The sequence below is a fragment of the Streptomyces sp. NPDC050549 genome (genome assembly GCF_040655035.1).
GTDB lineage: Bacteria > Actinomycetota > Actinomycetes > Streptomycetales > Streptomycetaceae > Streptomyces.
In genome coordinates this window covers 137,655-150,202 of the sequence record NZ_JBFAJD010000011.1, presented here as the reverse complement: position 1 = coordinate 150,202, position 12,548 = coordinate 137,655, and the positions used below count along the sequence as shown (strand labels likewise).

The 12,548-nt window shown below is 71.7% G+C and carries 12 protein-coding genes; 10 read left to right on the top strand and 2 right to left on the bottom strand.

Annotation, left to right across the window (positions count from 1 at the left end):
* Positions 1-28: 28 nt before the first annotated feature.
* Complete coding sequence (locus tag AB0I51_RS18595) at positions 29-877, bottom strand: LysR family transcriptional regulator (RefSeq protein ID WP_362976322.1); 849 nt, start codon at positions 875-877, stop codon at positions 29-31.
* 347 nt (positions 878-1,224) lie between these two features.
* Between AB0I51_RS18595 and AB0I51_RS18590 the strand changes: the two genes are divergently transcribed.
* From AB0I51_RS18590 to AB0I51_RS18545, 10 genes are all read left to right on the top strand, one after another.
* On the top strand, positions 1,225-1,935 hold the full coding sequence (locus AB0I51_RS18590) for a lysophospholipase (protein WP_362976320.1): 711 nt from the start codon (positions 1,225-1,227) through the stop codon (positions 1,933-1,935).
* A complete protein-coding gene (locus AB0I51_RS18585; RefSeq protein WP_362976318.1) occupies positions 1,932-2,777 on the top strand; it encodes a sulfurtransferase in 846 nt (281 codons plus the stop codon). Before AB0I51_RS18590 ends, AB0I51_RS18585 begins: the two co-directional genes overlap by 4 nt.
* The gene (locus AB0I51_RS18580; RefSeq protein WP_362976316.1) at positions 2,774-3,649 is read left to right on the top strand and encodes an ABC transporter permease subunit; all 876 of its coding nucleotides are present in this window, start codon (positions 2,774-2,776) and stop codon (positions 3,647-3,649) included. Before AB0I51_RS18585 ends, AB0I51_RS18580 begins: the two co-directional genes overlap by 4 nt.
* 2 nt (positions 3,650-3,651) lie before the next feature.
* Positions 3,652-4,368, top strand: a complete 717-nt coding sequence (locus AB0I51_RS18575; RefSeq protein WP_362976314.1) for an ABC transporter ATP-binding protein — start codon at positions 3,652-3,654, stop codon at positions 4,366-4,368.
* Positions 4,365-5,333, top strand: a complete 969-nt coding sequence (locus tag AB0I51_RS18570; protein WP_362976312.1) for an ABC transporter substrate-binding protein — start codon at positions 4,365-4,367, stop codon at positions 5,331-5,333. Before AB0I51_RS18575 ends, AB0I51_RS18570 begins: the two co-directional genes overlap by 4 nt.
* Before the next feature lie 24 nt (positions 5,334-5,357).
* Positions 5,358-6,458 (top strand): LLM class flavin-dependent oxidoreductase, encoded by a 1,101-nt coding sequence (locus AB0I51_RS18565; RefSeq protein ID WP_362976310.1) that lies wholly within the window; start codon positions 5,358-5,360, stop codon positions 6,456-6,458.
* Positions 6,459-6,502: 44 nt separating this feature from the next.
* Entirely contained in the window at positions 6,503-7,513 is a 1,011-nt protein-coding gene (locus AB0I51_RS18560; protein ID WP_362976308.1) for an ABC transporter substrate-binding protein, read from the top strand.
* Positions 7,510-8,616 carry an acyl-CoA dehydrogenase family protein gene (locus AB0I51_RS18555; protein ID WP_362976306.1) on the top strand — a complete coding sequence of 369 codons (1,107 nt, stop codon included), beginning with the start codon at positions 7,510-7,512 and terminating at the stop codon, positions 8,614-8,616. The genes AB0I51_RS18560 and AB0I51_RS18555 overlap by 4 nt, the downstream gene beginning before the upstream one ends.
* Before the next feature lie 28 nt (positions 8,617-8,644).
* Complete coding sequence (locus AB0I51_RS18550; RefSeq protein WP_362976304.1) at positions 8,645-10,024, top strand: FAD-linked oxidase C-terminal domain-containing protein; 1,380 nt, start codon at positions 8,645-8,647, stop codon at positions 10,022-10,024.
* Positions 10,025-10,218: 194 nt separating this feature from the next.
* Positions 10,219-11,640 carry a family 2B encapsulin nanocompartment shell protein gene (locus AB0I51_RS18545; protein WP_362976302.1) on the top strand — a complete coding sequence of 474 codons (1,422 nt, stop codon included), beginning with the start codon at positions 10,219-10,221 and terminating at the stop codon, positions 11,638-11,640.
* A 13-nt stretch (positions 11,641-11,653) separates the two neighbouring features.
* Here the strand turns inward: AB0I51_RS18545 and AB0I51_RS18540 are convergent, their stop codons facing one another.
* Positions 11,654-12,538, bottom strand: a complete 885-nt coding sequence (locus AB0I51_RS18540) for a PfkB family carbohydrate kinase (RefSeq protein WP_362976520.1) — start codon at positions 12,536-12,538, stop codon at positions 11,654-11,656.
* Positions 12,539-12,548: the final 10 nt, after the last annotated feature.

The following is a 12,548-nucleotide window of genomic DNA, read 5'->3' as shown; positions in this document are numbered from 1 at the left end:
TCCGGCCGATCTGCCGCTGGGACACGCCTCAGCGCAGCAGATCCCGTACGGCGGCGAAGGCCGCGTCGACCGTCGCCGGGTCGGCGCCAGGGCGGGCGAGCGCGCTCATGGGGATCGGGGTGACCGAGGGCAGGCCGACGTAGGGGGTGAGGCCGTCCGGGGCCGATCCGACGGCGGCGAGCAGGGCGACGCCCTGTCCGGTGCGGGCGATGTCGAGGACTCCGGCGAGATAGCCGGCGTCGCCCACGACCGCCGCCGGTACCCCGTGCGCGGCGAGGGTTGAGATGGCGCGGCGGCGGATCGCGCACGGGTCCTCGATGGCGACGAGCGGGACGGGCGCGGGCGCGGCCGGTGGCTGCCAGCCGGGCGTCGCGTGCCAGGTCAGCGGGAGGCCGCCGACCGGTGTGCCCTCGGTGGCGGCGGCCTCGGTGACGTACACCGCGACGTCGACGCTGCCGCGTTCCACGGCCTCGACGAGGCGGGCCGAGCGGTCGATGCGGAAGCGGACCCTGCAGCCCGGCCGCACCTCCTGGACGGCCGCGGTCAGCCGTGGCAGAAACTGGTCGGCCGCGTGTTCGGTGGAGCCGATGGTGATGGTGTCGCCGTCCACGTCGAGCAGGGTGCGTACGGCCTCGTCGTGCACGGCGAGGATACGGCGGGCCTGTTCCAGGAGCAGTCGCCCCTCGGGCGTGAACCGGGTACCGCGCCCCTCCCGCTCGACGATCGGCAGACCGAGCGTCTTCTCCAGCCTGCGCACATGCTGGCTGACCGCGGACTGGCTCAGGGCGAGGGCCCGGGCCGCGCGATGGAAGCCGCCGCAGTCGGCTATCGCGGTCAGGCTGCGCAGGGCCACGATGTCGAGGACAGGTTGGGGCATGCCGGTGACGGTAGCCGTTTCGGGGATCGATCGCGATAACTGATCGATTTCGATGCGGAATCATCGTTGGACGCGATCGGTCGGATCCGGTCATGATGAGCGCATGCTGCACACGACCGCTTCCGCTGCCTTTCTGACGCAGCGCCGAGTCATCGACTTCGGCGTGGCGTGCAGCGCGCGCTGTCGTTGAACTGTCGCTGCTCTCCGGCACCCACCCCGCGTTCTCGCTGATCACGTCCGCCTCGCGCACTGACACGTGACGGCGGCTCCGGCCTGCGCTCTTCCCCGCGCTCTTCTCCCGTTGCCCGCGTTTCCCCTCGTTTCCCCTCGTTGGGAGTTGTCACCCCATGCCCTCTCACTCCGTCTCGTCCTGGGACGAACCCGAAGGCCTCGCCGCGCGCGGCACGTTGATCGTGCTGGCCGGGCGGGGCGAACACGGCGGCGTCTACGAGCGGTTCGGCCGCCGGCTCGGCTACGACGCCTACCGCGTCCGCGCCCTCGGCGACCCGGCCGCCGACCCCGCCGTTCTGGAGCAGGCCGCCAAACTGCTCGCCGACGGGTCGCTGCCGGGCCCGAAGGTGCTGGTCGGTTCCGACACCGGCGCTCTCTACGCCCTCCGGCTCGCCGCGGAGCAGACCGCGGGCATCGACGCGCTGATCCTGGCCGGGCTGCCCACCGGCGCCTGGACGGCGGGGAGTTGGGAGGACGAGGCCGCGGCACGTACCGCCTGCCCGACCCATCAGGGGCGCCTCACCAACGACCCCGAGTTCCGCCGGGGCGCCATCGACGGCGCCCCCGAGCTGCCCGAGCCGAGCCTGGACCTGGTGCGCGTCCCGGTCCTGGCCCTGCACGGCAAGGACGACACGATCAGCCCGCTCGGCCGTGCGCTGAGCGTCTACGACGGTCACCCGAACGTGCACACCGTGACCTTCGTGGACGGCCGCCACGACGTCCTCAACGACGCCCTGCACCGCACCGTCGCCGCCACGGTCGTCCTCTTCCTCGAACGGCTCCGGCTCTCCCCCGAACTCGCCGCGATCGCCGAGGAGTTGACATGAGCCGCCGCGTGACGACCACGGTCCCCGAGCTCGCCGGACTCCTCGGCTCCGAGCAGCCTCCGGTGCTTCTCGACGTCCGCTGGGCCCTCGGCGATCCCTACGGCCGCGACCACTACGCCGACGGGCACATCCCCGGCGCGGTCTATGTCGACCTGGACACCGAACTGGCCGCACCGGCAAGCCCGGAGGGCGGTCGGCACCCGCTGCCGGACCTCGCGGAACTGCAGGAATCCGCGCGCCGCTGGGGCATCGGGAGCGGGCGGTCCGCCGTGGTCTACGACGACCTGGGCAACACGGCGGCGGCCCGCGCCTGGTGGCTGCTGCGCTACGCCGGAGTCGACGAAGTGACGCTGCTGGACGGGGCGTTGGGCGCCTGGCGCACGGCGGGGCTGCCGCTGGAGTCCGGGATTCCCGCCGATCCGGAACCGGGTGACGTCGTACTCCGCGCGGGTGCGCTGCCGGTCACCGACGCCGACGGCGCGGCCGAACTCACCGTGTCCGGACTGCTGTTGGACGCCCGCGCCGGTGAGCGCTACCGGGGCGAGGTCGAGCCGGTGGACCCGCGCGCGGGGCACATCCCGGGGGCGGTGTCCGCACCGACCGGAGAGAACCTGACGGCGGAGGGGACCTTCCGCTCGCCCGAGGAACTGCGCAAGCGGTTCGAGGAGCGGGGTGCGGGCGCCGCGTCACGCATCGGCGTGTACTGCGGGTCCGGGGTCACCGCCGCCCACCAGATCGCGGCGCTGGAGATCGCCGGGTTCGAGGCGACGCTCTTCCCCGGTTCCTGGTCCGCCTGGTCCGCCGATCCCGCCCGTCCGGCAGCGACGGGAGACAAGCCATGACGACGAAACCACTGGACGCGGCAGTGCTGCCGCAGCAGACGGAACGCGCTCCCGAGCAGCCCGCCCGCGTCACCATCCGGGGCACGGCGAGGACCGCCCGCCGCTTCACCGTCCCGCGTTCCGTGCGGCGTACCGCCGGACCGGTGGGCCTCGTGCTCCTCTGGTTCCTGGCCTCCGCCACCGGGGTGCTCCCGGAGTCCGTGCTGGCCTCCCCCGTCGACGTCATCCGACAGGCCGTGGACCTGACGAAGGACGGTGAACTCCCCCGCGCCGTAGCCGCGTCGGGCCGCCGCGCCGCCATCGGGTTCGTCATCGGCGCGAGCGTCGCGCTCGTCCTGTCGCTGACGGCCGGGCTGTTCCGGCTCGGCGAGGACGTCATCGACTCCTCGATGGGCATGTTCCGGGCGATCCCCTGGGTGGGTCTGATCCCGCTGTTCATCGTCTGGTTCGGCATCGAGGAGACCCCGAAGATCGCCCTGGTCGCACTCGGTGTGACCTACCCGCTGTACTTCAACATCTACGGCGGCATCCGCTCCACCGACGCCCAACTCGTCGAGGCCGCACGGATGATGGGGCTCGGCCGGTTCGGTCTGATCAAGTACGTCATCCTGCCGAGCGCGCTGCCCGGGGCACTCGTGGGCCTGCGGTACGCGCTGTCCACCGCGTGGCTCGCACTGGTCTTCGCCGAGCAGGTCAACGCGGACGCGGGGCTCGGCTATCTGATGAGCAACGCCCAGCAGTACTTCCGCACGGACGTGATCGTGCTGTGCCTCGTCGTGTACGCGCTGCTCGGCCTCGCCTGCGACTTCGCCGTACGGATCCTGTCGCGCCGCCTGCTGACCTGGCGGGCCAACTTCGAGGGCGAGGCGTAGCCATGGCCAACTCCATTGAGATACGGGGACTTTCGCGGGCCTTCGACGGCAACACCGTCCTGCACGACCTCGATCTGGACATCCGCGAGGGCGAGTTCGTGGCCCTGCTCGGGCACAGCGGCTGCGGCAAGTCGACGCTGCTGCGGATTCTCGCGGGGCTCGACGACGAGATCGGCGGCGAGGTGACCGTGCCGGCCCGGCGCAGCGCGGCCTTCCAGTCCCCAAGGCTGCTGCCCTGGTTGAAGGTGTGGCGCAACGTCGTGCTCGGCCTGCCGGGCCGCCCGGACAGGGACCTTGCCGTCAAGGCGCTCGACGAGGTCGGCATCGCGGAGCGCGCGACCGTCTGGCCGAAGACGCTGTCCGGCGGTCAGGCCCAGCGCGTGTCGCTGGCCCGCGCCCTGGTCCGTGAGCCCGAACTCCTGCTCCTGGACGAGCCGTTCGGCGCTCTGGACGCGCTGACCCGGGGCAAGGTGCAGGCGCTCGTCGCCGAGCTGTGGCGGCTGCACGGGTGCGCGATCCTCCTGGTCACCCATGACGTGGAGGAGGCGCTGCTGCTCGCCGACCGCGTGCTGGTGATGGACGAGGGCCGTATCGCCCACGAGTTGACCGTCGATCTGCCCCGTCCCCGTGATCTGACCGCCCCCGAGTTCGTGACCCTGCGCGCCCGCCTCCTGAACTGGCTCGGCGTGACCCGCACCCTGGAAGGAACCCCCTCGTGATCCGCAGAATCGCCGCCGCCACCCTGAGCCTGACCACCCTGCTGGCGTTGAGCGCCTGCGGCGCCGACTCCTCGGCGGACACCGCCTCCGGCGGACAGGTCACCCTCACCATCGGCGACCAGGCCAAGACCCTACAGACGATCATCGCCGCCTCGGACGCGCTCAAGGGCGCCGAGTACAAGGTGAAGTGGGCCGAGTTCCAGGGCGCGGCCCCGCTCTACCAGGCCGTGCAGGCGAACGCCGCCGACACCGGGTACTCCGCCGACCTGCCCGCGCTCCAGGCGCTCAGCGGCGGGGTCAAGATCAAGAACGTGGCGGCCCTCAAGAACGACGGCACGCACGTCGGGATCGTCGTCCGCAAGGACTCCGGCATCGCCAGCGTGAAGGACCTCAAGGGCCAGAAGGTCGTGGTGTCCTCCGCGAAGGGCAGCGTCTCGGAGTATCTGCTGGCCAACGTCCTCAAGCAGAACGGGCTCAGCTACAAGGACGTCAAGGTGCAGTACCTGCTGCCGACCGACGCGCAGGCCGCCTTCGCCTCCGGGAAGATCAAGATCTGGGCGACCTTCGGCGTCTACCAGGCCGTCGGTCTGGAGCAGGGCGGCAAGCTCCTCGTCGACGGCGCGGACGGCCGGGTCAGCGGCATCGGCTTCATCAACGCCTCCGACAAGGCCCTTGCCAACTCCGCGAAGAAGACCGCGCTGAGCGATTTCCTCAAGCGCCTGAGCACGGCGCTGAAGTGGACCAGCACCCACCAGGACGCGTACGCGAAGGCCATCGAGCAGCGCAACGGCGCCGACGCCTCGGTGGCCAAGGCCCTCGCCTCGGCCGCCTACAGCCAGGTGCTGCCGATCACGTCGGACGTCAACACCACCGTCCAGCAGGTCGCCGACCTCATGAACGGCATCGGGGTCCTCGACCCGAACGTCGACGTGGCCAGGGCCGCCGACACCTCTCTGCTCAAGTGACCTTCATGTCTTAGGAGTTCGCTCATGCCTGTCGAGTTCATCAGCGCCGTCCACACCGACTCCGGGGCCTCGGGTCCCGCCGCCGCGAGCCGTACCGGCTTCGACGTCGACCACCTCCGCAAGTACGCCCGCGCGCTGGACGACGGCGGTTTCGACCACACTCTGGTCGCCTACCATTCGGCCTCGCCGGACGCCTTCCAGATCGCCCAGTTCGTCGCCACCCACACCGAGCGGATCCGCCCGATCCTCGCCCACCGACCCGGCGTGGTCTTCCCGACGCACGCGGCCCGCGCCCTGGCCACCCTGGACCGGATCAGCGACGGCCGGCTCACCCTGCACATCATCTCCGGGGGCAGCGACGAGGAGCAGCGCCGGGAGGGCGACTACCTCAACAAGGTGGAGCGGTACGAGCGTTCGGACGAGTACATCCAGATCCTGCGGAAGGTGTGGCAGGCCGAGGGACCCGTCTCGCACGAGGGCAAGTACTTCAGGTTCGAGGGCTACTACTCCGATGTGAAGCCGGTGAACGGCCTGGTCCCGATCTCCGTCGGCGGCTCCTCGCAGGACGCGTACCGGGTGGGCGGTCAGCAGGGCGACATCTTCGGGCTGTGGGGCGAGCCGCTGAAGGAGACGGCCGAGCAGATCGCCGCCGTCAACGCCGTCGCCGACGCCGTCGGACGCCCGCACCCCCGTATCTGGGTGTCGTTCCGCCCGATCGTCGCGCCCACCGAGGAACTCGCCTGGGAGAAGGCCCGCCGCACCCTCGGAGTCCTCAAGGACCAGGCGAAGAACACCGAGTTGCTCCGTCACTACCGCACCACCGGCCGCCCGGCGAACGTCGGCTCGCAGCGCCTCCTCGACATCGCCGAGCGCGGTGAGGTCCAGGACCGCTGCCTGTGGACCGCCCCCGCCGTCGCCACCAACGCGGCCGGCGCGTCAACCGCCCTTGTCGGCACGCCCGAGACGGTCGCCCAGGCGCTCCTCGACTACGTCGACATCGGCTGCGACCTGCTGTCGATCCGCGGCTACGACCCGCTCAACGACGCGATCGACTACGCCCGGCACGTGCTGCCCCTGGTCCGCCAGGAACTCGCCCACCGGGCGACGACCTCGCATGCCGCCTGATCCGTCCGCCCCCCTCTGATTGCGAACCCCCTTATGGAGAAACCGTGTTGTTGCGCCACACCCTGCGCGCGTCCACCGCCGCCCTCGCCCTTCTCCTGCCCTTCGCCGCGGCCTGCGGAGGCAGCGCGACGGCCGACTCCTCGTCCTCCGACATCTCCTCCGTGACCCTGCGGGTCGGCGACACCGGCTGGAAGGTCGACGAGGCCGTCCTCAAGTACGCCCACCTCGACGACACCCCGTACAAGGTGAAGTGGGACCTCTTCCAGGGCGGCGACAAGCAGCTCCAGGCCGTCCGTGCCGGAGCTCTGGACCTGGCCTCCTCCAGCGAGATCCCGCCCATCTTCTCGGCCGCCGACGGCAAGCCGAACTTCAAGGTCGTCGCCGTCCAGCGCGGCACGACCCTCAACCAGGAAGTCGTCGTCCCCAAGGGCTCGAAGGTGACCGACATCGCCGGTCTGAAGGGCAAGAAGGTCGGCTACGTCCAGAACACCACCGCCCACTACTTCCTCTACGAACTGCTGAAGCAGGCCGGCCTCAAGTGGTCGGACATCGACGCCAAACCGCTGCTGCCGAACGACGGCCTCGCGGCCCTGAACGGCGGCTCCATCGACGCCTTCGCGTCCTACGGCACGTCGATCATCACGGCCCACCAGCAGGGCGCCCGCACGGTCGGCTCCGGCGCGGGCATCCTGTCCGGCAACTTCCTCTGGTCCGCCCGCGACAGCGTCCTGAAGAGCCCCGCCCGGCGGGCCGCCGCGGCGGACCTGATCGCCCGCATCACCAAGGCGTACGCCTACGTCCGCGACGGCCACGAGGACGGATTCGCGAAGGTCACCGCCGACGCCACCCACCAGCCGGTGGCACAGGCCAAGTCGGACCTGGTCGCCGCGCAGAAACAACGCCCCACTCAGGCCAGGACAGTCGGCGCCGACGCGATCGCCTCCCAGCAGAAGGTGGCCGACGCCTTCACCGAACTCGGCGCGCTGAAGGAGCACCTGGACGTGAAGTCGTTCTGGACCACCGCACTCAACTCCGACCTGAAGAAGGCCCTGTGACCGCCCGCATCGCCGAACTGGCCGCCGGCTACGACCAGTCGGGCGTCTTCCCCGCCGAGTCCCTCCGGATCGCCCACGAGGCCGGACTGCTCACCGCGACCATCGGGGAGCGGTACGGCGGCCGGGGCGCCCGGGTCGAGGAGAGCGCGCGCATCCTCCACCGGATCGGGCGCGGCGACCCGTCCGTCGCCCTCATCGCGGCGATGACCCTCAACACGCACGCCCGGCAGGCCGTACAGCCTCACTGGCCCGAGGAGTTGTACGCGCGCCTCGTCAAGGAGTCCTTCGAACGGCCCGTGCTCGTCAACCACGCCCGCGTGGAACCCGAGCTGGGCTCCCCCGCGCGCGGCGGCCTCCCCTCGACGCTCGCCCGGCGCACCCCCGACGGCTGGTCGCTGAGCGGCACCAAGCGTTTCGTGACCGGCGCGGAGGGCCTGGACTGGTTCCTGGTGTGGGCCACCACCGACGAACCGGAGCCGCGCGTCGGCACCTTCCTGGTGCCGGGAGGCTCCCCCGGTATCGGGATCACCGGCCGCTGGGACCAGTTGGGGCTGCGGGCCAGCGGCAGCCACGACGTGACGTTCCGGAACGTGGAGATCCCTTACGAGCACGTCATCGGCATCGGCCCCTACGGCGCGGCGGCCGAGCAGGACAACCGGGTCGGCGCGGCCCTGCATCTCCCGCTCGCGGCCCTCTACTTGGGGGTCGCGCGAGCCGCGCAGTCCTTCTTCCACACGTTCGCCCACGAGCGCGTACCCGCCAACCTCGGTCATCCGGTGGCCCGTACGGAACGGTTCCGCAGGACCGCCGGGGAGATCGAGGTGCTGCTGACCGGTGCCGAGGAGCTGGTGTTCGGCGGAGCGGCGCGCCTCGACGCGGGTGACACCACCTACACCCCCGAACAGGCCCTGGGAGCGAGGGTGTTGGCCGACCGGCACGGTGTACGGGCGGTGGAGCTGGCGGTACGGCTGCTCGGCAATCCCGGGCTCGCGCGCGGCAATCCGCTGGAGCGGCACTTCCGGGACATCCAGTGCGCGCCCGTGCACGCACCCCAGGAGGACATCTCCCTGCTCGTGATCGGAACGAAGGCGTTGAATCCGTGAAGGCACGCACAGCGAAGGTACGGAACCCGTGACCACAGCTCCCCCGACCGCCACCGCCGCCGCCCGGCTCCTCGGTCTGCTCGCCCGGGATCTGCCGCCCGACCGACTGGCCACGGACCCGCGCACGTTGGCCGCGCACGCCACGGACCGGTCGGGCACCCGGCCGGACGGTGTCCCGCTGGCCGTGGTGCACGCCCGGCGCACCGAGGACGTGACCGTCACACTCCGGCACGCGAACGCGCTGCGGGTGCCGGTGGTGCCGCGCGGCGCGGGCACCGGGCTGTCGGGCGGGGCGTCGGCCGGTGAGGGGGTGCTCGTGCTGGACCTGTCCGGGATGAACCGCATCCTGGAACTGTCGGCCGACGACCAGCTGGCCGTCGTCGAACCGGGCGTGATCACCGCCGAGTTGGACCGGGCGGCGGACGAGCACGGGCTGCGGTACGCGCCGGATCCGGCGAGTGCGGCGATCTCGACGATCGGCGGGAACATCGCAACCAACGCGGGCGGGCTGCGGTGCGCGAAGTACGGGGTGACGCGGGACAGTGTGCTCGGCCTGGAGGCCGTCCTCGCCGACGGGACGGTGGTCACGACCGGTCGCCGTACCGTCAAAGGGGTCACCGGTTACGACCTCACCGCGCTACTGACCGGCTCCGAGGGCACCCTCGCCGTCATCACCTCGGCGACCCTGCGGCTGCGTCCGGTGCCGGTGGCGACCGCCACGATCGCCGCCTGGTTCGAGTCGTTCGAGGCGGCAGCGGAGGCCTCGTACGCGATCGGGCGGGCCGGGGTCGTGCCGTCGCTCGCGGAGCTGCTCGACGGGCCGGTGCTGCACGCCGTCGACCCGGCACTGGGCGCGCGCGGGGCGGCGCTGCTGCTGGTGCAGTGCGACGGCGCGGGGGCGAGCGCCGAGGCGGAGCAGGTCGCGCGGGTGCTCGCTGCGACGGCCACGACCGTGGAGACCACGGCGGACCCGGTGGAGGCGGAGGCGCTGCTCGCGGCCCGCCGGCTCGCCCTGCCCGCACTGGAGCGGCTGGGCCGGCCGCTGATCGAGGACATCGCCGTACCCCGCTCCCGGCTCGCGGAGGCGGTCCGCGCGATCCGCGCGATCTCGGCCCGTCATGCCGTGCCCGTCTACACGCTGGCGCACGCGGCGGACGGCAACCTCCATCCGATCATCGTGGTGGATCCGGCCCTGGACCGGCTCCCGGAGGCGGCCTGGGAGGCGGCCGGCGAGATCTTCGCGCTGGCGCTGCGGCTCGGCGGGACGCTGACCGGTGAGCACGGCGTGGGCGTACTGAAGCGGCAGTGGGTGGCGGACGAACTCGGGCCCACCGCCCACGCGTTGCAGCGGCGGCTGAAGGACGCCTTCGATCCGCACGGGATCCTCAATCCCGGCAAGACGCTCTGAGCCGCCCGGGCTCTGATCCCCCGAACGAGTGATACCGGGTCGACCGGGGGTGGTGCGGAGGCACGTGCGACCGGCATGTGCCTCGACCGCTGTCCGAGGTCATCACTCGTCGTGACCGATGACGGGTAGCTGTACGCACGGAACGTGACGGGACGCAGGCATTCCGCCATCCGCGCGACAGGAGAGAAGGCACCATGTCGGTCGAGACCGGTACCGCGCCCGAGGCGGGCGCCGAGGAGCGGGAACAGCAGAGCCTCGGAACCGCCGCGGCACGCACCCTGGCGACCACGACCAAGTCCGAACCCCAGATGCAGGGCATCAGCTCCCGGTGGCTGACCCGCATGCTGCCCTGGGTGAACGTGCCCGGTGGCACCTACCGCGTCAACCGTCGGCTGTCGTACACGCGCGGCGACGGACGGGTGACGTTCGTGCAGACCGGTGCGCAAGTGCGGGTCGTCCCGGCCGAGTTGACCGAACTCCCGCTGCTGCGCGGCTTCGCGGACGGCGACGCGCTCGGCGCGCTGGCCGAGCGGTTCGAGCAACGGGACTACGCGCCGGGGCAGTTGATCGTCCAGGCGGGCCAGCCCGCCGACTCGGTGTTCCTGGTCGCGCACGGAAAGGTGGAGCGGCTCGGTGAGGGCCCCTACGGGGACGAGGCGGTCGTCGGGCTGCTGGCCGACGGCGGCGCCTTCGGCGGCCAGGTGCTCGCCGAACCCGACGGCGCCTGGGAGTTCACGGTCCGCGCGGCGACGGCCACCACGGTGCTGACGCTGCCGCACGTGGCGTACCAGGCCGTCGCCGACCGGCACGCGGAGCTGCGCGCGCATGTCGAGGCGCGCGCCACGGACGAGCCCGGTCCGCTCAACACCTTCGGCGAGGCGGCGATCGCGCTCAGCGCCGGACATGCGGGCGAGCCGGATCTGCCGGGAACGTTCGTGGACTACGAACTGGCCCCGCGCGAATACGAACTCAGCGTCGCGCAGACCGTGTTGAAGGTGCACAGCCGCGTCACCGACCTCTACAACCAGCCGATGCACCAGACGCAGCAGCAACTCCGGCTGACCGTCGAGGCGTTGCGCGAGCGGCAGGAGAACGAACTCGTCAACAACCGGGACTTCGGGCTGCTGCACAACGCCGACTACGACCAGCGGATCTCCACCCACTCCGGGCCGCCGACCCCCGACGACCTGGACGAACTGCTGAGCATGCGGCGCGACACCCGCTACCTGTTCGCGCATCCACGGGCGATCGCCGCCTTCGGCCGCGAGTGCAACAAGCGGGGCGTCTACTTCAGCGGCATCGACGTCGGCGGCCACCATCTGCCGGCCTGGCGCGGAGTACCGCTGCTGCCGTGCGGCAAGATCCCGGTCAGCTCCTCCCGCACGTCGTCGATCATCGCGATGCGCACCGGGGAGGACGACCAGGGCGTGGTCGGTCTGTACCAGACGGGCATCCCGGACGAGCTCGAACCGGGCCTCAACGTACGGTTCATGGGCATCAACGAGCAGGCGATCATCTCCTACCTGGTGAGCACCTACTTCTCGGCGGCGGTCCTGGTGCCGGACGCGATCGGCATCCTGGAGAACGTCGAGGTCTCCCGGCGGGACGGCAACTGACCTTGGAGTACGCCTAGGTCAGGAACGCGTCCAGCCGTGCCGCGTCCGGCGCGGTCGCCGGGCCCGGTGCGGTGACGGCCAGGGCGGCGCCCGCGTTGGCCCGGCGGGCGGCGGCAACCGGGTCCAACCCCAGGGCCAGGGCAGCCATGAAGACACCGGTGTGCGCGTCACCCGCGCCGTTGAGGTCGACGGCGTCCACGGCGAACCCGGGGACTTCGACGAGGCGTGCGTCCTGGTGCACCAGACAGCCGCCGGGACCGGTGCGGACCAGCACCGAGCCGCGCCCCAGACGGGATTGGAGGGTGCGGGCCGCCTCGGCCGGGTCGTCGACGCCGGTGAGCAGCGCGGCCTCGCGGGCGTTGCAGCTCCACCAGTCGGCACGGGCGAGCAGCAACTCCAGTGCGGTGTCCGGGATTTCGGCCGCCAACGGGCCCGGATCGACGACCAGCGTGACGGCCGGGTCAAGTCGGGGCAGGAGGCAGAGCAGGGCGGCCCGGTTGCTGTCGTACAGCAGGCTGTATCCGGTGACGTACACCAAGTCGCCCGGGGCTGGCAGGAGTTGGGTCAGGTCGGCGGGGGTCAGGGTCGCCTCGGCGCCGGGACTGGTGACGAAGGTGCGCTCGCCGTCCGCGTCGACCAGGCAGACCACGAAGCCGGTGTCCCGTTCCGGGCGCTGGGCGAGCAGGGCGTCGATGCCCTCGGCGCGCAGCGCGACGCGGGCGCGGTCGCCGAAGGGGCCGGTGCCGTGCGCTCCGGCGTAGGTCACCGGGAGGCCCTGCCGAGCGGCGGCGGCCATCACGTTGAAGCCACCGCCGGGGGTGCGTTCGGTGCGGGTGGCGAGGACGTCGCCGCCGCGCTCGGGGAGGGCCGGGACCTCCAGGACGACGTCGACGACGATGTTGCCAGAG

Bases quoted from the DNA above. Each gene is read 5' to 3' on its own strand.
- AB0I51_RS18575 (WP_362976314.1), top strand. From the start codon at position 3,652: ATGGCCAACTCCATTGAGATACGGGGACTTTCGCGGGCCTTCGACGGC.
- AB0I51_RS18565 (WP_362976310.1), top strand. From the start codon at position 5,358: ATGCCTGTCGAGTTCATCAGCGCCGTCCACACCGACTCCGGGGCCTCG.
- AB0I51_RS18595 (WP_362976322.1), bottom strand. From the start codon at position 877: ATGCCCCAACCTGTCCTCGACATCGTGGCCCTGCGCAGCCTGACCGCG.
- AB0I51_RS18580 (WP_362976316.1), top strand. From the start codon at position 2,774: ATGACGACGAAACCACTGGACGCGGCAGTGCTGCCGCAGCAGACGGAA.
- AB0I51_RS18545 (WP_362976302.1), top strand. From the start codon at position 10,219: ATGTCGGTCGAGACCGGTACCGCGCCCGAGGCGGGCGCCGAGGAGCGG.
- AB0I51_RS18585 (WP_362976318.1), top strand. From the start codon at position 1,932: ATGAGCCGCCGCGTGACGACCACGGTCCCCGAGCTCGCCGGACTCCTC.
- AB0I51_RS18590 (WP_362976320.1), top strand. From the start codon at position 1,225: ATGCCCTCTCACTCCGTCTCGTCCTGGGACGAACCCGAAGGCCTCGCC.